Origin of the sequence: Mesorhizobium sp. M0139 (assembly GCF_040322455.1) — a bacterium.
GTDB lineage: Bacteria > Pseudomonadota > Alphaproteobacteria > Rhizobiales > Rhizobiaceae > Mesorhizobium.
This window is the reverse complement of sequence record NZ_JAMYTN010000016.1, coordinates 105872-129439: the sequence shown is the minus strand read 5'-3', so window position 1 is coordinate 129439 and position 23568 is coordinate 105872. Positions and strand designations below refer to the sequence as shown.

General features: G+C 63.0%; 25 protein-coding genes and 1 tRNA gene. 13 read left to right on the top strand and 13 right to left on the bottom strand.

Features of this window, described 5'->3' with window-relative positions:
* Positions 1-132: 132 nt before the first annotated feature.
* Together NKJ58_RS25375 and NKJ58_RS25370 are read right to left on the bottom strand one after the other, a co-directional pair.
* Complete coding sequence (locus NKJ58_RS25375) at positions 133-981, bottom strand: alpha/beta hydrolase (RefSeq protein ID WP_245266207.1); 849 nt, start codon at positions 979-981, stop codon at positions 133-135.
* Between the two features lie 53 nt (positions 982-1034).
* Positions 1035-1400: a VOC family protein gene (locus tag NKJ58_RS25370; protein WP_352520651.1), complete on the bottom strand. Its 366-nt coding sequence runs from the start codon at positions 1398-1400 to the stop codon at positions 1035-1037.
* A 147-nt stretch (positions 1401-1547) separates the two neighbouring features.
* Here NKJ58_RS25370 and NKJ58_RS25365 point away from each other — a divergent pair, with 147 nt between their 5' ends.
* A complete protein-coding gene (locus tag NKJ58_RS25365; RefSeq protein ID WP_023681378.1) occupies positions 1548-1856 on the top strand; it encodes a hypothetical protein in 309 nt (102 codons plus the stop codon).
* A gap of 32 nt (positions 1857-1888) precedes the next feature.
* Entirely contained in the window at positions 1889-2779 is an 891-nt protein-coding gene (locus tag NKJ58_RS25360; RefSeq protein ID WP_023752340.1) for a sigma-70 family RNA polymerase sigma factor, read from the top strand.
* 30 nt (positions 2780-2809) lie between these two features.
* Here NKJ58_RS25360 and NKJ58_RS25355 read toward each other — a convergent pair whose 3' ends face one another.
* Positions 2810-3538 (bottom strand): GntR family transcriptional regulator, encoded by a 729-nt coding sequence (locus NKJ58_RS25355; RefSeq protein WP_023714481.1) that lies wholly within the window; start codon positions 3536-3538, stop codon positions 2810-2812.
* Positions 3539-3686: 148 nt separating this feature from the next.
* On the opposite strand from NKJ58_RS25355, the gene NKJ58_RS25350 reads away from it, so the two are divergent.
* On the top strand, positions 3687-4229 hold the full coding sequence (locus tag NKJ58_RS25350) for an autotransporter (protein WP_352854072.1): 543 nt from the start codon (positions 3687-3689) through the stop codon (positions 4227-4229).
* A gap of 254 nt (positions 4230-4483) precedes the next feature.
* Here NKJ58_RS25350 and NKJ58_RS25345 read toward each other — a convergent pair.
* Positions 4484-4560: transfer RNA gene (locus tag NKJ58_RS25345), tRNA-Arg, on the bottom strand.
* 195 nt (positions 4561-4755) lie between these two features.
* Positions 4756-6288, bottom strand: coding sequence for an ATP-binding protein (locus NKJ58_RS25340; protein WP_023732745.1), 1533 nt, complete (start codon positions 6286-6288; stop codon positions 4756-4758).
* Between the two features lie 367 nt (positions 6289-6655).
* On the opposite strand from NKJ58_RS25340, the gene rpmH reads away from it, so the two are divergent.
* The 6 genes from rpmH to yihA all read left to right on the top strand — a co-directional run bounded on the left by rpmH (position 6656) and on the right by yihA (position 11508).
* Complete coding sequence (rpmH, locus tag NKJ58_RS25335) at positions 6656-6790, top strand: 50S ribosomal protein L34 (RefSeq protein ID WP_008833937.1); 135 nt, start codon at positions 6656-6658, stop codon at positions 6788-6790.
* Positions 6791-6806: 16 nt separating this feature from the next.
* Entirely contained in the window at positions 6807-7160 is a 354-nt protein-coding gene (gene rnpA / locus NKJ58_RS25330) for a ribonuclease P protein component (RefSeq protein WP_023681360.1), read from the top strand.
* A gap of 14 nt (positions 7161-7174) precedes the next feature.
* A complete protein-coding gene (yidC, locus tag NKJ58_RS25325; protein WP_023681359.1) occupies positions 7175-8989 on the top strand; it encodes a membrane protein insertase YidC in 1815 nt (604 codons plus the stop codon).
* Between the two features lie 339 nt (positions 8990-9328).
* On the top strand, positions 9329-9895 hold the full coding sequence (locus NKJ58_RS25320; RefSeq protein ID WP_023673244.1) for a fasciclin domain-containing protein: 567 nt from the start codon (positions 9329-9331) through the stop codon (positions 9893-9895).
* A gap of 318 nt (positions 9896-10213) precedes the next feature.
* Positions 10214-10852 (top strand): CatB-related O-acetyltransferase, encoded by a 639-nt coding sequence (locus tag NKJ58_RS25315; RefSeq protein ID WP_023732746.1) that lies wholly within the window; start codon positions 10214-10216, stop codon positions 10850-10852.
* Positions 10849-11508, top strand: coding sequence for a ribosome biogenesis GTP-binding protein YihA/YsxC (gene yihA / locus NKJ58_RS25310; protein ID WP_023673242.1), 660 nt, complete (start codon positions 10849-10851; stop codon positions 11506-11508). The genes NKJ58_RS25315 and yihA overlap by 4 nt, the downstream gene beginning before the upstream one ends.
* A gap of 66 nt (positions 11509-11574) precedes the next feature.
* Here the strand turns inward: yihA and NKJ58_RS25305 are convergent, their stop codons facing one another.
* Positions 11575-12318 (bottom strand): TetR/AcrR family transcriptional regulator, encoded by a 744-nt coding sequence (locus NKJ58_RS25305; RefSeq protein ID WP_023681357.1) that lies wholly within the window; start codon positions 12316-12318, stop codon positions 11575-11577.
* 146 nt (positions 12319-12464) lie between these two features.
* On the opposite strand from NKJ58_RS25305, the gene NKJ58_RS25300 reads away from it, so the two are divergent.
* Together NKJ58_RS25300 and NKJ58_RS25295 are read left to right on the top strand one after the other, a co-directional pair.
* A complete protein-coding gene (locus tag NKJ58_RS25300) occupies positions 12465-13646 on the top strand; it encodes an HlyD family secretion protein (RefSeq protein ID WP_023732747.1) in 1182 nt (393 codons plus the stop codon).
* 21 nt (positions 13647-13667) lie between these two features.
* On the top strand, positions 13668-15269 hold the full coding sequence (locus NKJ58_RS25295) for a DHA2 family efflux MFS transporter permease subunit (protein ID WP_023732748.1): 1602 nt from the start codon (positions 13668-13670) through the stop codon (positions 15267-15269).
* A gap of 117 nt (positions 15270-15386) precedes the next feature.
* On the opposite strand, the gene NKJ58_RS25290 is transcribed toward NKJ58_RS25295, so the two are convergent.
* The 5 genes from NKJ58_RS25290 to NKJ58_RS25270 all read right to left on the bottom strand — a co-directional run bounded on the left by NKJ58_RS25290 (position 15387) and on the right by NKJ58_RS25270 (position 19836).
* Entirely contained in the window at positions 15387-16934 is a 1548-nt protein-coding gene (locus tag NKJ58_RS25290) for an FAD-dependent monooxygenase (RefSeq protein ID WP_023732749.1), read from the bottom strand.
* Between the two features lie 152 nt (positions 16935-17086).
* On the bottom strand, positions 17087-17587 hold the full coding sequence (gene msrB, locus NKJ58_RS25285; protein WP_352854068.1) for a peptide-methionine (R)-S-oxide reductase MsrB: 501 nt from the start codon (positions 17585-17587) through the stop codon (positions 17087-17089).
* A 210-nt stretch (positions 17588-17797) separates the two neighbouring features.
* Entirely contained in the window at positions 17798-18355 is a 558-nt protein-coding gene (locus NKJ58_RS25280; protein WP_023681353.1) for a fasciclin domain-containing protein, read from the bottom strand.
* Between the two features lie 222 nt (positions 18356-18577).
* Positions 18578-19300 (bottom strand): anti-sigma factor, encoded by a 723-nt coding sequence (locus NKJ58_RS25275; RefSeq protein ID WP_023673235.1) that lies wholly within the window; start codon positions 19298-19300, stop codon positions 18578-18580.
* Positions 19297-19836 carry a sigma-70 family RNA polymerase sigma factor gene (locus tag NKJ58_RS25270; RefSeq protein ID WP_023673234.1) on the bottom strand — a complete coding sequence of 180 codons (540 nt, stop codon included), beginning with the start codon at positions 19834-19836 and terminating at the stop codon, positions 19297-19299. Before NKJ58_RS25270 ends, NKJ58_RS25275 begins: the two co-directional genes overlap by 4 nt.
* A 147-nt stretch (positions 19837-19983) precedes the next feature.
* Between NKJ58_RS25270 and NKJ58_RS25265 the strand changes: the two genes are divergently transcribed.
* Both NKJ58_RS25265 and argB read left to right on the top strand, forming a co-directional pair.
* Positions 19984-20406: an amidase gene (locus NKJ58_RS25265; RefSeq protein WP_245270238.1), complete on the top strand. Its 423-nt coding sequence runs from the start codon at positions 19984-19986 to the stop codon at positions 20404-20406.
* A gap of 100 nt (positions 20407-20506) precedes the next feature.
* Complete coding sequence (gene argB, locus NKJ58_RS25260; protein WP_013528489.1) at positions 20507-21400, top strand: acetylglutamate kinase; 894 nt, start codon at positions 20507-20509, stop codon at positions 21398-21400.
* A gap of 42 nt (positions 21401-21442) precedes the next feature.
* Here argB and NKJ58_RS25255 read toward each other — a convergent pair whose 3' ends face one another.
* Positions 21443-21841 (bottom strand): RidA family protein, encoded by a 399-nt coding sequence (locus tag NKJ58_RS25255; RefSeq protein ID WP_023681351.1) that lies wholly within the window; start codon positions 21839-21841, stop codon positions 21443-21445.
* A 112-nt stretch (positions 21842-21953) separates the two neighbouring features.
* Positions 21954-23501 (bottom strand): magnesium-protoporphyrin IX monomethyl ester anaerobic oxidative cyclase, encoded by a 1548-nt coding sequence (gene bchE, locus NKJ58_RS25250; RefSeq protein ID WP_023681350.1) that lies wholly within the window; start codon positions 23499-23501, stop codon positions 21954-21956.
* Between the last annotated feature and the right edge of the window lie 67 nt (positions 23502-23568).

Sequence of the window (23568 nt, the reverse complement as noted above, 5' to 3'; positions counted from 1 at the left end):
TTCCCCCCCAGCCTGATTCAGCCGCCTGAGCTTTTTGGGGGTGTGTGGGTGTTTTTTTTAAACTCCAAAGTCCTGGTTTCTCGGGCCCCGCTTTTTGCACGCGCCCCCCCCTTTCCTATTGGACTGACGATCTCACGCGCCTCTGAGCGTCAGGTGCAAGGTCTCGGCGAAGCGATCGGGATAGGGCGCAAAGCCCATATGGTCGCCGGGGAAGGCGGCGCGCTTGCTGCCGAGCCTGTCGGCCAGCGCCTTGCCCATGCCGTCGATCGGCTGGCCGATGGACTCTTCGCCGATGCCGACCACGACCGGGCGGCCGCGCAGCGCCTCGATATCAGGACGGTAGAGCGACAGCGGCATGACGCCATGCGCCAGCCAGTATTCGAAATTGCCGCTGACCCTGGCAAAGGTCTCGGCCTCCTCGGGCGACGGTTCGAACGAAGGCGGTCCGTCCTGCGGCCCGGCTTCATCCTGACCCGGCCCTTCCGACAGGCTGTTCTCGCTGAAGAATTTCTGCATCGCCGCCTTGACACCCTGGCTGCGATAGGTGTCGTGCAGGTCGCGCATGCCGGCCAGTGACGGCGACGGGTCGTCGAGCAGCATCATGCTGGGCGGCTCATGCGCCACCAGCGCACGAACCCGGCCGGGATGGCGGGCGGCGAGGTTGAGCCCGATCTGGGCGCCGCCGCTGGTGCCGAACACATAGGCCGGTCCGGCGCCAAGCGCCTCGATCAATCGCGCAGCATCGTCGCCATGGACATCGAGGTCCTGCTCTTGCGGCTCTCCGTCGAAGGTGCTGCGCGAATTGCCGCGCGGATCATAGGCGACCACCGTGTAGCGGTCGGCGAGGTGGCCCGCGACATCGGCGAAGACGCCGGCGTCCTGCGGTCCGCCGGGGATTATCAACAGTACGGGGCCGGAACCGCGCATCTCATAATAGAGGCTGGCGCCCGGTACTTTCAGCGTCGACGTTTGGGGGGTCATGTCCATCTCTCCTGTTGTTCTCATGTCAAAGTTCGGGTTTGCGCCGGGTCCGATCATTTGCCGGTCACAACCATGAGGTTGCCCTCGCTGTCGCGGAATTCGGCGACCGTGCGGCCCGGCTGCCAAGGCGCTTCCTGCGGCTCGGTGATGATTTCGACGCCGCGCGCCTTCAGGCCCGCGACCGTTGCCTCGACATCGCCATCAACGAGCACCAGCACGGGCTCAGTGCCCGGCGTGTCATCGGGGCGTTTGACGAAATGCAAATTGGTGACGGCGCCGGGAAATGTCAGCTCGATCCAGCGCCAGCCGCTGTCGCCCATCAGCTGGTCCTCCGCCACCTGGCAAGCAAGATGTCCGGTGTAGAAGGCCTTGGCGCGGTCCTGGTCGAACACCGGCAATTCGGCAAACTGGATGTGCATGATGGGTCTCTCCTGCTCCTGGACGGCTGCCGCGCAGCCGTCGACGGGAAAGACGATCCGGACGATCGAAAAGATTCGCCGGGCGACGAATCTTTTCGAGGCCGCGAAACGTCTTCTCCGTGCAGAGTTGAAAAACAGGAGACGACAATGGGCTACAATCTCATCCGCTACGGCGTGAAGGACGAAAGCATCGCCGAGAACCGTATGCTGGTTGCACAGGTGTTCGAGGCACTCGACGACACGAAGCCGCAATCCGTGCGCTACCTCGTCCTGGAACTGGAGAATGGCGAGTTCATCCATCTTGTCAGCCAGGATGGCGACGGCCTGACGGGGCTCGCAGCCTTCAAGGCCTTCAGCGCCGATCATGCCGGGCGCCGCTCGACGCCGCTTGCCAGATCGCCGGCAAAGATCGTCGGCAATTATCGTATGCTGGCCGGCGAGGTCGTGCCGGCTTGAATGCAAAGACCGGCATTTTGGGAACGGACAGGATGAACACAGCAAAACTCGACCGCGTTGCCCTGGAGGCGATGCTCGGCGCCTTGCGACCGAAGCTGCACCGCTACTGCGCCCGCATGGCCGGCTCGGTGATCGATGGCGAGGACATCGTCCAGGAGACACTGATCAAGGCACTGCAGGCCATCGACGGCGACGCCACCGTTGGGCGTCCGGAGCAATGGCTGTTCCGCATAGCCCACAATGCCGCGCAGGATCATCTGCGCCGGCGCCAGCGGGAGCAGGCGCGCATGAGCGAGACCGACATGACGACGATCGAAGACCCCTCCGCAAGCGCCGATGCGAGGCTCGCCACCGCCGCCAGCCTGCGAAGCTTCATGCAGCTGGCAACAGTGCAGCGCAGCGCCGTGATCCTTATCGACGTGCTTGGCCTCAGCCTGCACGAAACCTGCGAAGTGTCCGGCGCGACGCTGGCCGCGACCAAGGCAGCGCTGCATCGCGGGCGGTCGCAGCTGCGCCTACTGGCGTCACAGGACGAGCAGGCGCCTGCCCCAAAGCTCGACGCCGGTGACGAGCGGCGCCTGCGCCGCTATGTCGACCTGTTCAACGCGCGCGACTTCGACGCCGTGCGCGCGTTGATCGCCGAGGATATCCAGCTTGAAGTCGTCAACCGCACCCGCATGCGCGGCAAGGCGCAGGTTTCCAACTATTTCGGCAATTACGACCGTGTCCAGGACTGGGCGCTGTCGCTCGGCTTCGTCGACCGCAGGCCGGCCATCCTGATCCGCAACCCGCAAACGGGAGATGACGCCGTGCGCGGCTTCATGCTGGTCGACTGGCAGGATGGAAAGGTCAGCCATATCCGCGATTTCCGCTACGCGCCCTATTGCCTTGCCGATGCGGACATCCGCTTCATCGACGAGTAAGCATCGGCCGGAGAGCGCGGGCTTCGCGCCTCAGGCGAAGCTTTGCAAATTGGCGTCCTGCAGCTTGGAGCCGGCGAGCAAGGCCTCGAGCACCTGCTTCTTGAGCGACAGGCACTGCGAGCGGGCAAGCTTTGCGATGGCCGAGACTTCGGCCAGCTCGCAGGCAAGCACCAACTCCTTCTGCTGGCCGATGATCGCTTGCGTGAAGTCGCGCGATTTGAAGCCGAGATGGAGGACACGCTCCGACTGGTCGAGCGTTTGGTCGAGCAGGCGAACCAGCCGCAGATTGCCGGAGAGTTCAGCCAGGGCCAGGCGAAAGGCGCGGTCGGCTGCCAGAAAGGCGACATGGCTGCGCAGCGTCTCCGGCTTCAGCACCTTCTGCGCCGCCAGCCTGATGTCGTCGAGCCCGCGTTCGGTGAGGTTGGCCGCGGCCACCCGGAACACTTCCGGCTCGATCAGGCTGCGGACGTCGAAAATCTCGTTGACGTCGCGCAGGCTAAGCGGTGCGATGACATAGCCACGGCGCGGCTCGCTCTTGATCAGCCCTTCCTGCGTCAGGCGGGCCAAAGCCGAGCGGATCGTCGCCTTCCTGATCTGGTAGCGGTCGCCGATCTGCTTTTCGGTCAGGCTTTCGCCGGGTTGCAGGACGCAGGCGACGATGTCGCTCTTGAGCTGCTCATAAGCTTCCTCGCTGCGCAATATGTCGGCGGTCGACGGCGCCTTGACGGCGGACGGTGACACTGATTTCGGAAGAGCCATATCTGCCTGCCCGTTTGGTCTGCCCGCGTGGTCTGCCCGCGTAGTCTGCTTGCCCGTTTCGACCATCCGGGTTGACGGGTCTGTCGGCATTCGCTAGCCTGAGCATCTCAGCTGTATTGGTTGAGCTTCCCAATGGAGATGACGACAAATGTCTCTTGCCGCCAACTCGCCTCTCTACGCCGTAACCGCCGGTATCGTCAACGCAGCCAAAGGTGCTCATGCCATCGAACGGGTCAAGGCGGTGCTGCGCGAACACACCGACTGCTTCCATGCATCAGGCGTGCTCGCGCATGAGGAAGACGACGATGAGGTGCTGCTGCATGCCAGCCCTGACTTGACCATCTACCACATCACGCTGTCGCCCGGCCTGCGGTACCCGCCGCACAACCATCTAATGGATGCGCTGATCGGCATCTACAAGGGCAGCGAGACCAACTTCATCTATCCCGTCGACGGCAGCGAGATCGATGCGCCGGAACGCCACGACATCGCGGCGCCCGCGGTGGTGCACATGACCCCTGATACGGTGCACGCGGTGGCCAACACCGGCAGCGCCCGCTCAGGCGCCCTGCATGTCTATCTCGGCAATCTTACCGAGACCCACCGCCACATGTGGAGCCCGGACAGCAACCAGGCAGAGCCGTTCGACAATATGCGGTATCTGGCTGGTGCGAGGCCGATTGGGTCCTGATCCGGGATAGGCGGAATAACGGTCGCCGCATACCGGCCCATTTCAAGAACACCGCAGCGCGTTGATTAGCGCAGTTAGTGCGGCAGGCTGATGCTGGCGACTGGGGTAATACATGAAGAAGCCTGGAATAGGCGGCGTCCAGTTCTCCAGCACTCGAATGAGGCGGTGCTCGGCAACGTGTTCCGCGACCTGCTCTTCATATGTGAGCCCAAGACCGGCTAGCGGATCGCAGGAAATCACAGTTTCGGCGGAAATGGCGCGCCCGAAGAGATTCGAACTCCTGACCCCCAGATTCGTAGTCTGGTGCTCTATCCAGCTGAGCTACGGGCGCGCAACAGGCCATGCTTTACATAGCCCCGCTAACCGATCCTGACGACCAGCCGCGACAAGACGTGTTCCCTAGCGACTGAATTTCCGAAAAGCAAGCCAATCCGGCAAAAGTTTTGTCGCAGCTGCTTTCGACGGTGTCGATCAAGGTGTGCTGAGATTCAGCTAAAGTCCGGCTTCGGCTGAATATCAATACTGCTCAGGCCGGGCGGCGCAGGCCGTTGCGGGCCTGGTCGAGGCGGACCGGCTGGTCGGGGATGGTGACGGCGAAGGTGGTGCGTCCGCCGATCGATTCGACCAGCTCCACCGTGCCGCCATGGGCGCGGATCAGTTCGTGCGCGATGGCCAGGCCAAGGCCGGTGCCGCCGCTGCGGGCCGAGCCGCGAAACGCCGCGAACAGGTTTTCTCGAGCCTTCGCCGGCAGGCCGGGACCGGTGTCGGTGACAATGATGCGGCTTACGCTGCCTATGCGCTCGGCCGATACGGCGAGCCGGCGCACCAGCGCGCTCTCGGCGTCGGCCGCCATCGCCTGGACCGCGTTGCGACAGAGATTGGTGAGCACGCGAAACAGCTGGTCGGAATCGGCATCGACCTCGAAGGCGAGCTCGACGGCATTGACGAATTCGATGCCGCCCTCGATGTCGAGCAGGCCGTGGACGTCGTCGACCAGCTGGCGCAGCCGCAAGCGGCGGCGTGAGGGCGCCGGCTCCTGCGTGCGACCATAGTGGAGCACGCCTTCGGAATAGGAGACGGCTCGGTCGAGCGCGCGCAACAGCTTTGGCGCGAAGGCCTGCACCGTCGGGTCCTTGACCAGGCGCAAGCGGTCCGACATCAGCTGCGCCGAGGCCAGGATGTTGCGCATGTCGTGGTTGATCTTGGAGACGGCGAGGCCAAGGTCGGCAAGGTGCTTCTGCTCCGACAGCATCTTTTGCAGCCGTTCCTGCATCTGCGACAGTTCGCGCTCGGCAACGCCGATCTCGTCGGCGCGGGCGGCCGGGTGGATGATGCGCCCTGGATCGTCGGGCGCCTCGGAGAAGGACAGCATCGAGCGCGTCATGGTGCGGATCGGGCCGATCATGATCAGGTCGATCGCGGCATAGACCAGCATTGCGGTGAACAGCGAGATCAGCAGTGAGACGAAGGCGACGTTGCGCGAATAGCGCAGCATGGCGTTGCGCAGGGAATAGTCGGGCATGATCAGCTCGAATTCCTTGTCGCTGTCGACGACCGGGCCGAACACCCGCAGCATGCGCTTGCCGCCGAAGAACAGCGTATCCAGCGCCCCGGTCATGCCCTTGATCATGCCGACATTGGCGATGTCGATGTGCTCGTCGACCTGCGGCGGCATCTCGGCCACCACCAGCAGGCGCGATACGCCGCCGTCGCGCACCGCGATCGCCTTGGCGCCGATTGCCATCAGCACGTCGTTCTGGGCGGCGCGGGAGAGCGAATTGGGCTCGCCCTGCACCAGCACGATCGACACCGCGGCAGCGGTGCTTAGCCGCTCCTTCAGCCAGGCCAGGCGGTAGCTGGCGATCCAGGGCAGGAAAATGAGGACTTCGGCCAGGAGCACGAAGACAATGGTGAGCAAGAGCAGCTTGGTCGACAGGCCGCGCGCCAAGGGCACTGAACGATTGGGCACCGAACGGCTCGCAACCGGGCGAACGGTCGCCGGGCTGGCATCGGCTGTCGCCGGGCCGCTCCCTTCATCCGCTGATGCAACTTCGCTCATTAAGGCCTGTCTTCACAAACGCTTGATCGGTTGAGATTAGGTGATTGCGGCTTTTTTGCCAATTTCATCCTTCGTTGGACGATGGTGCCAGCAATAAAGATAGCCTCGAACTGGGTGTTCGCGCCGCGACGAACGGGGTGTCGCGTCGTGACGAACTGGCAGTTCGCACTGCGACGAACTGGCGTTCGCGCTGCGACGAACTCATAGTTCGCGCTGGATTGACTCCCAAAACCCTTCTTTCTATAAGCCGCTCACGCTCGGGCCATTCGTCCCGGCGCGGTTTCGATCGCGCCAATGCCGGCCCGGCAAAGCTCCTGTTACACAGTGACAGAATCAAGAAGGGCCGCACCCCGCGGTATTAAAACAAATGAAGCGTACCTACCAACCGTCCAAACTCGTCCGCAAACGCCGGCACGGTTTCCGTGCTCGCATGGCCACCAAGGGTGGTCGCGGCGTCGTCGCAGCTCGCCGCAACCGCGGCCGCAAGCGGCTCAGCGCCTGAACGGAAGACGAGATCGTTGCCCGCAACCGGCAAGCCAGTGGGACCAAACCCCAAGCGGCTTCTGAAACGTGCGGAATTCCTGGCCGTCCGCCGCGGTGAAAAGCGGCGCGGGCGGCTTTTTCTCGTTGAAGTTCTCGACCGCAAAGACGGTCTGCCGCCGCGCGTCGGCTTCACCGTCACCAAGAAGGTCGGCAATGCGGTTGTGCGCAACCGCGTCAGGCGGCGGCTGAAAGAAGCCGTGCGCACCCATGCCGCAAGTGACATGGCGCCCGGCAATGACTATGTCATTGTCGGGCGTGAAGACGTGCTCACCATTCCGTTCGGCCACTTGAAGGCCGAACTCTCCCGCCGTCTCAGCGGAACACGATAGGCCAAGGGCTTTCGATGGAAAATAACCGGAACTTCTACATCACCATCGTCTTGTCGGTGCTGATCCTCGGGCTGTGGCAATATTTCTATGTGCTGCCGCGGAGCGAACAGCAGCGCGAGGCGGCCCGCATCGAAGAGCAGCGGGCGGCGGAGCAGAAGAAGGCGGCCGAGGCCGCCAATCCCGGCGGCACGCCGGCGCCCGCGGCGCCCGGCGCCATTCCAAACGCGCCCGGCACCTATGTCACGACGCCGGAAGGCCGCGCGCAGGAAGTGGCCAAGACGGCCCGCGTCAACATCGACACGCCGAGCCTGTCGGGCTCGATCAACCTCACCGGCGCCCGCCTCGACGACCTAAAGCTCAAGCACTACACCGAGACGGTCGACAAGACATCGCCGCAGATCCAGCTGCTCAATCCGCAGGCGCTGCCCACCGGCTATTATGCCGAGATCGGCTTTGTCGGCAGCGACACGACCGGCACTGTGCCGGGCCCGGAAACGGTCTGGAGCGTCGACGGCAATGCGACGCTGACGCCGGCGACGCCAGTGACGCTGACCTTCACCAACGACAAGGGCCTGACCTTCAAGCGCACGATCTCCGTCGACGGCGACTACATGTTCACCGTTTCCGATGCGGTGCAGAATTCAGGCTCGACCCCCGTCACGCTGTCCAATTACGGCCGCGTCATCCGTTTCGACAAGCCGGCCGTCGCCAGCTCCTATGTGCTGCATGAAGGCCTGATCGGCGTCACGGGAACCGAAGGCCTGCAGGAGCACAAATACGCCGACATCGAGAAGAACAAGCTCTATACGCCGAGCAAATCGACCGATGGCTGGCTTGGCATCACCGACAAATATTGGGCGGTCACCCTGGTGCCGACCGAGAAGCAGCCCTTCCAGCCGCACTATGCCTATTACGACAATGGCCGCCCGCGCTACCAGTCGGACTTCCTCACCGACCCGATCACCATTGCCGCCGGCCAGTCGGCGACGGTCGAGACCGAGATCTTCGCCGGCGCCAAGGAAGTCAACAAGATCAACGCCTACGCCCAGGATCGCCAGATCAGGCTGTTCGACCGGCTGATCGATTGGGGATGGTTCATCTGGATCACCAAGCCGATGTTCTACCTGATCGACACGCTGTACAAATTCTTCGGCAATTTCGGTCTGGCCATCCTTGCCACCACCGTCGTCGTCAAAACCCTCTTCTTCCCGCTCGCCAACAAATCCTATGCGTCGATGGCGAACATGAAGAAGGTGCAGCCCAAGATGCTCGAGATCCGCGAGAAATACGCGGACGACAAGATGAAGCAGCAACAGGCGATGATGGAGCTGTACAAGACCGAGAAGATCAATCCGCTCGCCGGCTGCTGGCCGGTGGCGCTGCAGATCCCGGTGTTCTTCTCGCTCTACAAGGTGCTCTACATCACCATCGAGATGCGGCACGCGCCGTTCTTCGGCTGGGTCCAGGATCTGGCCGCGCCCGATCCGACCTCGGTCTTCAACCTGTTCGGCCTGCTGCCCTTCGCGCCGCCGGCATTCCTGCCGCATATGGGCGCCTGGGCGGTGGTCATGGGCATCACCATGTTCCTGCAGATGCGCATGAACCCGACGCCGCCGGATCCGACGCAGGCGCAGATCTTCACCTGGATGCCGGTGATCTTCACCTTCATGATGGGCAGCTTCCCGGCCGGCCTCGTCATCTACTGGGCCTGGAACAACACGCTGTCGATCCTGCAGCAGGGCGTGATCATGAAGCGCCAGGGCGCCAAGATCGAATTGTGGGACAATCTGACGGCATTGTTCCGAAAGAAACCCTCGCCAGCTGAATAAACAGCGTGGCAATCAAAGCCCCGGCTCGTCCGGTGTTTTTGTGGACGAGGCGCGCATCACGTTCCCGTGAGGCGCGAAACTTGCGGCGTGCAACCGGCGTGGCTGCTGCTTGTACCGCCAAGGCCGATCAACACCGATCAGCTCTAATCCGAAGACCGCTGTTTTTGATCCGTGACCCCGTCATGTCCATCCCGGGGATGCGGCGCGTGGAATGGGCATTCGCCTTTAAATATTTGTTATCATTATCCTTTTTTACTCTGCACCGAAACTTTCCCGCAATCGCCGCGTAACTCTTCCCGACAATCGAATCAACAATTGTCGCACCAGAAGGGTTCTCCAATGGCAAAGTCCATCCTCAAGGCATTCTGCTTTTCCGCCGGCCTGGCTCTATCGGGCCTCGCAGCTACGACGGCCTATACGCTCGCCAATCCCGCCGTTGGCGGCGCTGCGATGCTGACCTCGAAGAACATCGTCGAGAACGCCCTCAACTCGCCGATCCACAAGACGCTGGTTGCCGCCGTCAAGGCCGCCGGCCTGGTCGACACGCTGGAAAGCGCGGGACCCTTCACGGTGTTTGCGCCGACCGATTCCGCCTTCAAGAAACTGCCGGCCGGCACCGTCGCCACGCTGGTGAAGCCCGAAAATAAGGACAAGCTGACCAAGATCCTGACCGCCCATGTCGTGGCCGGCAAGATCTCGGCCAAGGATATGATGACCAAGGCCAAGGCGATGGGTGGCAAGTATGAAATGAAGACCGTCAGCGGCGACACGCTGATCGCCGAGGTAAAAAAAGGCGCGCTTTATATCGTCGACGAATCCGGCGGCGCCGCCAAGGTAACGGTCGCCGACGTCAACCAGTCGAACGGCGTCATCCACGTCGTCAACAAGGTGCTGTTGCCGAAGTAACGGCTTTACGCAACGGGGAATGACGGCGGGCTGCGACGGGCTTTCTCGGTCTGCCTTCCCCACCTCACGAGGAGGTGCCATTCTTTTGAAGCCGTCTTCGACACCACCGGGGTCCTGCTTGTCCTTCGCAGGGCCCCGTTTTTTTTGTTTCAGGGCGCCTTAGCCGACGGCGGCGGTCGACCTGATCGTGATCTGCCGCGGCACGAACTGAACATCGAAGCCCAGCAGGGCTCGCTCATCGGGCGATTGGTGCTATAGGGCGGATCACGCCATCTCGAATGGCGGCTTTAATTTGCGCCACTCTCGACGGATCTCGCCATGGACGGACCCAACCCAGACATCAAACACCCGATCCCGATGCACCCCCGCGTCGGCTTCCTCAAGCCCCTGGTCACCGCGCCGAATATCGAGATCGGCGAGTTCACCTACTATGACGATCCTGACGGACCGGACAAATTCGCCGAGCGGTGCGTGCTGCATCATTATCCCTTCATCGGCGACAAGCTGATCATCGGCAAGTTCTGCGCCATCGCCGAGGGCGCGCGCTTCATCATGAACGGCGCCAACCATGCCATGTCCGGCTTTTCCACCTATCCGTTCAACATTTTCGGCCATGGCTGGGAGCAAGGCTTCGACCCGAAGACGTGGTCGCAGGAACTGCGCGGCGACACGGTGGTCGGCAATGATGTATGGATCGGCATGGATGCGGTGATCATGCCCGGCGTGTCGGTCGGCAATGGCGCCATCGTGGCGGCGAAATCGGTGGTGACGCATGACGTGCCGGCCTATGCGATCGTCGCCGGCAATGCGGCAAAGGTGGTGAAGATGCGTTTCGACGACAGGACGGTCAGGCGGCTGCTTTCCGTGGCGTGGTGGAACTGGCCGGTGGACAAGATCGGCCGCAACCTCAACGCCATTCGGGGCGCCGATATTTCCAGGCTGGAGGCAGCGATTTGAACGCGCTGGGCAACACCGTCATCGGAACCGACCTGTTCACCAAGGGGTGGATCTTCATCCGCGGCGTGCCGGCGATGAAGTTCCTGCCGCCGGAGGGGCCGCCGGAGATCGCCTTTGCCGGCCGCTCCAATGTCGGCAAGTCGTCGCTGATCAATGCGCTGGTCGGCCATAACGGGCTGGCGCGCACCTCCAACACGCCGGGGCGCACGCAGGAGCTCAACTATTTCGTGCCGGGCGGGTTTTCCGGCGAAGGCACCGACTTGCCGCCAATGGCGCTGGTCGACATGCCGGGCTACGGCTATGCCAGCGCGCCGAAGGAAAAGGTGGACGATTGGACCAAGCTGGTCTTCGACTATCTCAAGGGCCGCGTGACGCTGAAGCGGGTCTATGTGCTGATCGATTCCCGCCATGGCATCAAAGCCAAGGACGACGAAGTGCTGTCGCTGCTCGACAAGGCGGCGGTGTCCTACCAGATCGTGCTGACCAAGACCGACAAGATCAAGGCCGCCGGCGTGCCGCAGCTGATCGAAGAGACATTACTGAAGATCAAGAAGCGGCCGGCGGCGTTTCCGTTCGTGCTCGCCACGTCGTCGGAAAAGGGCGAGGGTCTGGACGAACTGCGCGCGGCGATCGTGCTGGCGGCCAATGGCGGTTAAAAGCAACTCCGGGAAAAGTGTGAAGCGGTTTTCCGTCCGGAGTTGCGAAAAAAGACCTTTGGCTAACTAGGCCTTTGCCTTGGACTTCGCCTCGAGCGCGATCATCTGGTGGCTTTCTTCCTCGGCAAGCTTTTCGGTGCCGTAGGACTTCAGGAACAGGCTGACGCCCGACCGCACGATGTGGTCGATTTCATCCTGGCTCGGCGCCTTGGTGCGGTAGGCGAAGATGCACTGGCGAAACAGGCCGGCGAGGCACAGTTCGGTGAATTGATAGGCGGCAAGATCGACATCATCGATCTTGAGCAGGCCGCGTTCTATGGCTGCATTGAGGAACTTGACCACCTTGTCGTGGCCGCGTTTGGGGCCGCGTTCGTAAAACCGCGCGCCCATGTCCGGTATCCTGTCGGAGGCGCCGATCACGGTGCGTTGCGCCTGGATGACCTTGGCCGAGGTGATCTTCATCGACAGCACCTTGCCGAACTTCACCAGCGTCTGGCGCAGATCGTCGGCGCGGTCGAGCATGTCGTACATGTTCTTGAAGATGGTGCCGCGCTCTTCCTCGATCAGCGCCTCGAACAGCTCTTCCTTGTTGGCGAAGTAGACATAGATCGTGCCCTTGGAGACGCCGGCCTCGCGGGTAATGTCGTTCATCGACGCCGCTTCGAAGCCCTTGTCGATGAACACGCGCCGCGCGCCCTCGATAATCTGGCTGCGCTTGACCGGATCCTGGCCCGCCGCCGGGCGGCCGCGACGCGCACTATCCAGCACATCGCACGGATCATTTTCGACGTCGGGTAACGTGTCGGCCATTAAAGTCACACCTCGCGAAATAATTCGAACCGAGCGGTTCGATTGCTCTTGATATGGGCCTGCTTTAGCGCTATGTCAACGTTCGCATCGAACCGAACGGTTCAGTATAACACATTTTCCTTATGTAGCTACGGTAGCGAGATATCATGTCCTCGAACACGCCAACCACCGCCGAAGTCCGCCCCTTTCCCAACGCCAAGGTCTCGCCGGTTATCGAAGCGCCGGAAGCGCCCATCAAGCCTGCCGCCGAAGTTTTGGCCGAGGTGCCGGCCAAGAAGAAGCGGTCGGCTCGCTCGTTCATGCTGCCGATCATCGGCCTCGCTCTGCTCAGCGCCGGCGCCTGGTATGGCTATAATTACTGGACCGACGGCCGGTTCCTGATCTCGACCGACGATGCCTATGTCCAGGCCGACATGTCGTTCGTCTCGCCGAAGATTTCCGGCTATGTCGATCAAGTCAAGGTCTCGGAGAACCAGCAGGTCAAGGCCGGCGATCCGCTGCTGACGATCGACGACGGCGACTACAGAATAGCCGTTGCCCAGGCGGAGGCGCAGATCGCCACGCTGGCCAAGACGCTCGACCGTATCGACGCGCAGACCAAGGCGGCGCAAGCTTCGCTGCAACAGGCGCAGGCGCAGAAGGTCGCCGACCAGGCGGCAGCCGACAACGCCGCTCGCGCCCAGCAGCGCGCCGCGCAACTGGTCAAGACGCATGTCGGCACACAGGCGCAACTGGACGATGCCCAGACCGCTCTCGACCAGGCCAATGCGGCCCTCGTCGGCGCCGACGCGCAGATTGCAGCCGCACAGGCCAATATCGGCGTGTTCGAAGCGCAGCGCGCCGAATCGGCCAGCACGCTGGCTTCGCTGCGGCTGAACCGCGACAAGGCCGCGCGCGATCTGTCCTTCACCGTGCTCAAGGCGCCTTATGACGGCGTCGTCGGCAACCGCTCGGTCGAGCAGGGCGACCTCGTCAGCCCGGGCCAGAAGCTCGCCGTCGTGGTGCCGCTGGACAAGCTCTACATCGTTGCCAACTTCAAGGAGACGCAGCTGGCCAAGCTGGTGCCCGGCGAGAAGGTGCGGGTCTCGGTCGACGCCACGGACGGCCATGATTTCGAAGGCACGGTGTCGTCGCTGGCGCCGGCTTCGGGTGCGGTGTTCTCGCTGCTGCCGCCGGAAAATGCCACCGGCAACTTCACCAAGGTGGTGCAGCGCATCCCGGTTCGCATCGACGTTCCGGCCGATGTGCTGAAGGCAGGCAGGCTGCGCGCCGGCCTGAGCGTGGTCGTCGCCGTCGACAGCCGCACGGCTCCGGCTACGGCGAACTGAGCGAAAGCCGGGAGCAACGCCATGGCAACCGCAACCATAACCGCAGGAGCGGCGCCGGCGCCTGCCATGCCGGCGGTGCCGACGACCATCTCGACGCGCCGCCTCATCGCCTTCCTGGCGATGGTGTTCGGCATGTTCATGGCGATCCTCGACATCCAGATCGTCTCAGCCTCGCTGGCCGAGATCCAGGCCGGCCTCAGCGCCAGTTCCGATGAAATTCCATGGGTGCAGACCGCCTATCTGATCGCCGAGGTGGTGATGATCCCGCTGTCGGGCTTCCTCAGCCGGATGCTGTCGACGCGCGTGCTGTTTGCAGGCGCCGCGGCCGGCTTCACGGCGGCCAGCGCGCTGGCCGCGACCGCCACCAACATCGACCAGATGATCGTCTACCGAGCCATCCAGGGCTTTATCGGCGGCGGCATGATCCCGAGCGTTTTCGCCGCCGCCTTCACCATCTTCCCGCCGTCGCGCCGCGCCATGGTGTCGCCGATGATCGGCCTGGTGGCGACGCTGGCGCCGACCATCGGCCCGACCGTCGGCGGCTATATCAGCCATGCCATGTCGTGGCACTGGCTGTTCCTCATCAATGTCATTCCAGGCATTCTGGTGACGGTCACGACCTGGACCCTGATCGATTTCGACAAGCCCAATCTCGGCCTGTTCAGCAAGTTCGACTGGTGGGGCCTTGCCGGCATGGCGGCGTTTCTCGGCTGCATGGAATATGTGCTCGAGGAAGGTCCGAACCATGACTGGCTGCAGGAACAGGCCGTGTTCATCTGCGCCATCATCATGGTTGTCGGTGCGGCGCTGTTCTTCTGGCGTGCCTTCACCGCCGAGGAGCCGATCGTCGATCTCAGGGCCTTCACCAACGTCAATTTCGCCTTCGGTTCGCTGTTCTCTTTCGTCATCGGCATCGGCCTGTACGGTCTGACCTATCTCTACCCGGTGTTCCTCGGGCGCATCCGCGGCTACGATTCCATGATGATCGGCGAAGCCTTGTTCGTCAGCGGCCTGGCGATGTTCGTCACTGCGCCGATTTCCGGCATCCTGTCGAGCAAGATGGATTTGCGCATCATGATGATGATCGGGCTGTTCGGCTTCGCTGCCGGCACATGGTGGATGACGCATCTGACCGCCGACTGGGATTTCTGGGAATTGCTGATCCCGCAGATCCTGCGCGGCAGCTCGATGATGCTGTGCATGGTGCCGATCAACAACATTGCGCTCGGCACCTTGCCGCCGGACCGGCTGAAGAACGCGTCGGGCCTGTTCAACCTGACCCGCAACCTCGGCGGTGCGGTCGGCCTTGCCGTCATCAACACCGTGCTGATCGATCGCAGCGCCTTCCACTACGCCAGGCTGGCCGAGCATGTGGAATGGGGCAGTGCGGCGGCGCAGACCAAGCTGCAGAACATGACGCTCGACTTCCAGCAGACTCCCGGCCTCGACGCCACCAAGGCGGCGATCTCCAAACTGTCGGGCATGGTCCAGCAGCAGGCGTCGCTGCTGTCGTTCATGGATGTGTTCACCATGCTGACCGTGCTGTTCGCGACCATGGCGGTCTTCACCCTGGTCATCGCCAAGCCGGCGCCGCCCGCGGGCAGCGGTGGCGGAGGCCATTGAGCGCGCCGGACCCCCCGCCTGGCGCCCTCATGTGTGACCCCGGAAATCACCCCCGATTTCCGGGGTCACGCTTAAGCATCGATCGTTGTCAAGCTCCTTGGTCGAACACCCGGCGCGCTATGCTGCGGCAGGCGGCCCAAACCATTTGGTCAGCGAGTCGGTTAGCCCGGCTGCTTCAGGGCCGCCGACCCAGGCCACATAACCGTCAGGCCGGACCAGCACTGCGCGTGGGGCTTCGACTGCCCCCAGCACCGGAAGCTCCCATGCGCCATCGTAGCTGGCGTCGACAGTCCGAACCCGATCAGCCCACGGGCGGATGTCCAAAGCGCCGGGTTTTTCAAAGTTGAGCAGCAGCGGCCGGGCGTCGTGCAGCAGGGCAAAGACCGGCAGCGGACCGGCAGCGGTGACGAGGTCGAGATCAGGCATGCGACGTCCCAGCAGCGGATGCCCTTCGCCAAGATCGTAGTGAATGTCCAGGCCGGACATCATCCCGGCAAAACGCTTGCGCGGCTCTTCCATGGCGAGCAGTTCGGCCATTGTATCGCGCAACGCTTTGGTACGCTCGTCTTCGCGACGCAGCGCGACCGACGCCATGGTGTTTTTCATCACACGCGCGGCAATCGGGTGGCGCTCTGCCTGGTAGCTGTCGAGCAGGCTTTCGGGCGCAGTTTTCCTGACAACCTGGGCGAGCTTCCAGCCCAGATTGACCGCGTCGTGCACACCGGTCTGCAGACCCTGTCCGCCGTCCGGCGGATGGACATGCGCGGCGTCGCCGGCGAGCAGCACCCGCCCCTTGCGGTATGAGGCTGCCTGCCGGGTCATGTCGGTGAAGCGGGCCAGCGATGTCGGATTGTGGACGCCATAATCGGTGCCGTAGACGGCAATGAGCGCCTCGCTGAGATCGCGCAAAGTTGGCTCGCCGCCAGCCCCGACCTCGCGCTCGGTCACCAGCACCCGTACCGTACCGCCTTCCAGTCTGCTGAGGCCGTGAATTCCGATGGCATCGCGGTGGATACCCCATTGCGGCTCTTCTGTCACCTCGATCTCGGCGATCAAATTGCTGGTTGTCGGCTCGGAACCGGGGAACTCTATGCCCCCCGCCTTGCGCACGAGGCTTCTGCCGCCGTCGCAGCCGACAAGATAATCGGCACGAAGCGACCCGCCATCTGTCAGCGCGAAATCGACGCCGCCTGCATCCTGCACAAAGCCTGTCACCTCGCGGCCACGGTAGACCGTGACACCAAGTTCATCGACCCAGCAGGTAAGGATGCGCTCTATGTGCTTTTGCCACAGCGCCAGCCCGTAATTGTGGCGGGTGGGGAAGTCGCTGATGTCAAGCGAAACGCCGGCGAAACCTGCGACCTGTGCGGTCTGGCCTTGCGACAGGAACCGATCGGCAATGCCGCGCTGGTCGAAGATCTCGATGGTGCGCGAATGCAGGCCGCCCGAGCGCGCGCCGGCGAGATCCTGGTTCTCGCGCCGCTCGACGATGGCGACATCGATGCCGGCCAGGGAAAGCTCGCCGGCCAGCATCAACCCGGTCGGGCCGCCGCCGGCGATCACCACGGAATGGGATATTCGCGGCCGGTCCGCATCAACACCGTCGGTCGATTTGGCGGTCGATTTGGGCTCGCCGTCGCGAGCCCGTGCTTTGGTTGGTTGCATAGATTCTGGCCCTCTCGTTAGGGCTGCGGAATCTACGCATAAAAAGCCGTCTGCCAATTCTTGAAGTTGACTGTTTTCGCCCCATTTCAAGAGATAGGAGGCGGTCGTCACGCCGGCTCCAAATCCCCACCCCGCTAAAAGACGCCGAACGGTCAGGCAGTTGCCGGCTTGAAGCTGAGCGCCACGCCGTTGATGCAATGGCGCAGGCCGGTCGGCGCCGGGCCATCGTCGAAGACATGGCCGAGATGGCCGCCACAGCGGCGGCAGTGGACCTCGGTACGGGTCATGCCGAGCGAACGGTCCTCGGTCTTGCCGACGGCGTTGGCAATCTCCTGCCAGAAGCTCGGCCAGCCGGTGCCGGACTCGAACTTGGTCTCCGAGGAATAGACCGGCAGGTCGCAACCGGCGCAGGCGAAAATGCCCTTGCGGTGCTCGTTCAGCAGCGGGCTGGTGCCGGGATATTCGGTGCCTTCCTTGCGCAGCACGTTGAAGGCTTCGTCGGACAGGATGGCGTGCCATTCGGCGTCGGTCTTGGTGACCTCGAAGGTTTCAGCAGCTCTGGCGGGTTGGGGTCCGCCCATGCGCAGCGTTGCCACCGCGCCGGCAAATGCGGCAACGGCGACGCCACTCAAAAGCAAGTCGCGACGGTTCATGACAGAAATCCTCCTGCGGGTTGTTTTGCCAGATTTGGCCGCCACTGGAAAATCAAAAGCCGGTGACGGTTGCCCTGCAAACGAACGCTCCACACCGGCTCCGCGCTTGTTGCGGACGGGATGGAGCGCTCGGTCGTTTGCTCGGCCCACGGGGGCGGGGCCGCGCAATCTGCAGGAGCTTACCGCCTGTTCGTCGGCGGCAGGGCTTTGTTACATCTTCGGCAGCAGGACCTTGTCGATGACGTGGATGACGCCGTTCGACTGCTCGACATCGGCGATCGTCACATTGGCGACATTGCCGTTCTCGTCGGTCACGGTGACCTTGCCGCCGTCAGCCTTGAGCGACAGCTCGCAGCCGCCGACCGTCTTGACCTTATGGGTGCCGCCATCGGCCTTGGCCATCGAGGCGACATCGGCGCCCATCGCTTTAGCGCCGATGACATGGCAGGTCAGGATCTTGGTGAGCTTGTCCTTGTTCTCGGGCTTGAGCAGCGTCTCGACCGTGCCAGCCGGAAGCGCGGCGAAGGCCTCATTGGTCGGCGCGAAGACGGTGAACGGGCCTGCGCCCTGCAGCGTCTCGACCAGGCCGGCAGCCTTGACGGCGGCGACCAGCGTGGTGTGGTCCTTCGAATTGACGGCGTTCTCGACGATGTTCTTGTTGGCGTACATGGCGGCGCCGCCAACCATCGGATTCTCGGCATAGGCGATTGTGGCGAGGGCGGAGACGGCAATGGTACCGGCGAGCAAAAGGGTGGCGATTCTACGCATAGTGTTCGAACTCCTCGGGGTTATTGTTTCCTCTTTCGGAACATGAGGAGATACGAAATAGAACTGCCTGAGTTTCCGCGCGCCGGGAAAAATTTCCTTTATTTTGTCGACGAATTAATCTCCGGAGATCGAACCTCTAATCTCCAGCAGCGTATCCAAAACGAAAACAGCGGAAGATGTACTTCCGCTGTCTTCATTGTGACGTCATGGTTTTACGATTTATCAGATGCCCTTCAGGTCGCCCGCGGCAACGACCGGTCCGGTCGGCTGTCCGGTCGTCGAACCGCCCGTCGGCTCGACGCTGACGGCAAGCACGGCGCCTTGCGCCAGCTTCTGCTGCACTGCCGGGGTAACCGGAATGTGCGTGACCTGGCCGGCGGGAATGACACCCATCGAGACCGGCGCATTCTTGCCTTCGATCATCCACAGTTCGAAGTCCTTGCCGGCGGCGCGTTCGCCCGAAACCAGCGACAGGCCGACATCGCGGCGGGAAGCGTCGTAGACGACGAGGTATTTGACATCGCTGCCTTCGGCAGCCAGCGAGGCGACGAGGCGCTCCTGCGGCACGACGACCGGCGACCTGACGTAAGGCACGGCGACATAGAGCACCAGGGCCGCGAGAGCCGCTGCGGTGAGGCCGCGCCAGAAGCTAAGGCTGGACCACAGGCTGCCGCTCGGGGCCGTCGTCGACGCCGCGGTGGAGGAGAACAGCCGGCGATCGATAGCCGGCTTGATGGTGGCCGGCGGCTCTACCTCAGCATAAGCGGCAGCCATCGGCGAGAGATTCACTTCCCAGGAATCGACGAGACGGGCAAAGCCGGTCTCCGCGTCGATGCGTCCGGAGGCTATCTGGCGCTCATCCGCCGGCAGCACGCCGAGAACGTATTCGGCTGCGAGCAGGTCGTCGCCTCCACGTTCCGGTCCATTTTCTTCTGCCAGGGTCATCTTTCCAGACATTCTCTAAGTTTCAACAGGCTGCGGCGCAGCCATGTCCGCATCGTGTTGAGCGGAACCTTGTGACGTTCCGCGAGCTCGGCGTAACTTTCGCCGTTCAAATAAGCACCCCGAACGGCTTGCGCCCGGTCTTGTTCCAACTCTTCAAGGCACTGATAGATGCGCTCGGATTCACCGCCCGCAACAACCATAGCCTCTGGCCCCGGACCGGGGTCAGCCACGTCGAGCGCGGCATCGATATCGGCAGCGGGCTTGCGTCGCGACCGGATGCGATCAATCGCATGATTGCGTGCTATGGCCACCAGCCAGGAGATTGGGCTTAGATCGGAAACAGCGAAACGGTCCGCCTTCGTCCACACTTTGACGAAGACCTCTTGCAGCGCTTCTTCCGCATCTCCGCGATCCTTCAATACACGAAGGCACACGCCGAAAAGTTTCGCACTGGTTTGCCGGTAAAGCAGATCGAACGCAGTCCGATCCTTCATCGAGGTCCGGACAATCAGGGTGGAGATATCCTGCGGCGTCATACGGACAAGCTAAGCGATCACGATTTATTTGCAAAGGCAGAAATCTTGTTGTCCACGCAAACGATGTCCGCGCCCGATCGCCAGTAATCGCCGGTCGGTGCCAAGGAAATCGGCTGTCGTTAGCCTCCCGCAGAAAGGGGAACAGCAATGTCGGCCGAACAGATGCTGTGGGAGAACGATGCAACCGGCTTGGCGGAGCTGGTGCATAGAGGCGAGATCTCGCCGCCGGACCTTGTCGATGCTGCGATCGCGCGCGCCGAGGCAACCCGATCATTGCGCATCCGCCGCTTGCCTGAGGCGCCATGGACCCGAAGGGGGCCGCGAGCTCATCGAAAACCTGCTCGACAAATTGCATTTGACCCGTCTCTTGGAGATCAGATCCCTGTTTGGGCAATTGATGGACAAGAGCCTGTGGTTCACCACTGGCCGGCGATCCAGAATGGCCTGCCGCTCGACATCCAGGGCGTCGGCCGCCCCGGCGACGAGCAGACGTTCTTGTCGCTCGCCGCGCAGATGGAGAAGATTTCCGGCTGGCTGACGCGGCGGGCGCCGCTCAAGGTGCCGGCCTGATCCGGCAGATTTCATCATCGTGATAGCAAAGCTGTTTGCGGCCTAGGCCAATTCCCGCTAAGACGCCGCCGTCCTTACCCGCATCCAGGGAACCATGCCGATGACGGAGATCACCGCCACCGCCGAAATGCAGGCCGCCCTGCTCTCGCGGGCCCTGCCCTATATGCAGCGCTACGAGCACAAGACGGTGGTGGTGAAATATGGCGGTCATGCCATGGGCGATATCGAGCTCGGCAAGGCTTTCGCCCGTGACATCGCGCTGCTGAAGCAGTCCGGCGTCAACCCGATCGTCGTCCATGGCGGCGGGCCGCAGATCGGCGCCATGCTGGCCAAGATGGGCATCGAATCCAAGTTCGAAGGCGGGCTGCGCGTCACGGACCAGAAGACGGTCGAGATCGTCGAGATGGTGCTGGCCGGTTCGATCAACAAGGAGATCGTCGCGCTGATCAACGCCGAGGGCGAATGGGCGATCGGCCTGTGCGGCAAGGACGGCAACATGGTGTTCGCCGAAAAGGCGCGCAAGACCATGATCGACCCGGACTCCAACATCGAGCGTGTGCTCGATCTCGGTTTCGTCGGCGAGCCGGTCGAGGTCGACCGCACCCTGCTCGACCTGCTGGCACGCTCGGAAATGATCCCGGTGCTGGCGCCGGTGGCGCCCGGCCGCGACGGCCACACGTACAACATCAATGCCGACACCTTCGCCGGTGCCATCGCCGGCGCCTGCCAGGCGACGCGCCTTTTGTTCCTGACCGACGTGCCCGGCGTGCTCGACAAGAACAAGAAGCTGATCGACGAGCTGACGGTGGCCGAAGCCAAGGCGCTGATCAAGGACGGCACGGTGTCGGGCGGCATGATCCCCAAAGTCGAGACCTGCATCGAGGCGATCGAGCGCGGCGTCGAAGGCGTCGTCATCCTCAACGGCAAGACGCCGCATGCGGTGCTTCTGGAACTGTTCACCGAACACGGCGCCGGCACGCTGATCGTGCCCTGATCGGCAACTGGCTTGGCGGCCAGTTGGTCGGCTGGCCAGCCCTTAGGCAGGCTGGGGCAGGCGCGCGATGACCTTTATCTCGAAGTCGAAGCCGGCTAACCAGTTGACGCCGACCGCCGTCCAATTGGTGTAGGGCGGTTCACCGAACACCTTCAGCCGAACGGCATCGATCACGGGCCATTGCGCTGCCGGATCGGTGTGGAAGGTGGTCACGTCGACTACATCGTCGAACGTGGCGCCCGCTGCTTTCAGCACTGCCGCGAGATTGTCGAAGGCAAGCTGGACCTGCTTTTCGAAGACAGGTTCGGGCGACCCGTCCTCGCGGCTGCCGACCTGGCCCGAGACGAATAAAAGATCGCCCGATCGGATTGCAGCAGAATAGCGATTGATCTCGTAGAGAGCCTGCCTGCCGGCAGGAAAGATCGCGTCACGTTTGGTCATTTTCACTCCATTGTCCGGGGCACTCACATACGTCCCGTATGCATGAGGTGGGTACATACGCTGCGTATGTCAATACGCATACGGTACGTATCTGTGAATGGCAGCGAGCCTGTCAGGCGCCGGCCGAGATCGCGACAGCCGCTTCGGCCGGCTTGCGCGACGGGCGCATGACGACCATGGATTCCTCATCGGCATCCTGCGGAGCGCCCCAGAACTCAGCCAGCGTCGGACCATCCTTGAGGCGGCGGTCGCGGGCCAGAAAACCCCAGACCTCGCGGAACCACACGCGGCGGCCCATTTGCGTGTACCAGCGCATCGAATGGCGCTGTTCGGGATCGGGGTGGAAGAGAATGCGCGCCAGCGCCTTCGGCCGCGACTGCACCGCGACCTCGATCAGCTTGACCGAGAAGAACAGCATCCACGGTTTCAGCCGCGTCATCTGCAGCACCTGGTGCTTGTAGTCCCACAGCCGGGCATCCGTCTGGATCACCTTGCGGTCCTTGGCGATGCGGAAGAACGGCGTCCAGCGGTGCGGCGTGACATAGAGCGCCTGGATCTGGTCGGGGTCATAGGCAAGCAGCTGGCGAAAGCCGCGCCACAGATCGCGAAAGGTCTCATCCTCGAACCCAGCCACCCAGGTCGCCATGGACAGTATGCCATGCTGGCGGAGCAGCCGGATCGCCTCGCGGTCGGATGAGGTGCTGCCGCCCTTGCGGATCAGTTGAAGCGTCTGCTCGTCGGTGTTTTCCATGCCGAGCAGCCAGCGGATGACGCCGGCCTTGCGATAGAGGTGCAGGATGTCGGCATCGCGCACGATGTCGTCGGCCCGGGTCGAGCCGACGATCAGCACCGGCACGTTCTCGGCGATCAGCGCATCGAGAAAGGCGCGCCAAACCTTCTTCGATACGGTCGGGTTTTCGTCGGCGAGGTTGATCAGTTCGACGCCGTGCTGGCGGTGCAGCCAGGCAATCTCCTGCGCAAATTTCTTGGGGTCGCGGTGCCGCCAGCGGGTCCAGAAACCGCGCTGGCCGCAATAGTTGCACAGATGCGGGCAGCCCCGCGAAAACTGCATGACCACGGCGCGCTTGCCGCCCCAATAGCTGTAGCGGCGGTGATCGATCAGCTCCCAGCCGACGCGGTACTCGTCCAGATTGGCAGTGGTCCCGGCCGGCCGCGTCGCGAAGGGGCGGCCGAGATCGTCGCGATAGGCGATACCCGCGACATCGGCCAGTGGCCGGCGATTGTCCAGTGCCACGACCAGGGCAAGGATGGTTGCCTCGCCCTCGCCGCGCACGATGAAGTCGAAGACATCGCTCGCCGCCAGTATGTCGCGCCAGTGATAGGTCGGGAACACGCCGCCATAGATCACAAGCGTCGCCGGCTCGAGCGCCTTGACCATGCGGGCGATCGCGAGCGCGGTGGGATGCGCCGAGGTCGAGCCGGAATGGCCGATCAGGATGCAATCGGGCTGGCCGCTGAGCGCATCGCGCACCAGCGTTTCCAACGGCATCGGCCCGAATTCGGCATCGACCAGCCGGACTTTATGGCCGGCGTCGATAAGCGGGCCGCCCAGCGCCAGCAGGCCGAGCGGTGGCAGATGGTCATCGGGCACGCGGCTGCCGATGGCGGTGTGCGGCGGATTGATCAGCACGATGTTCATGACGGACCTTTGAGCGACGGTCCGCATGGCGTAGCCGGCGTTTCAGTTTCGCATTTGGGCTCCGTTC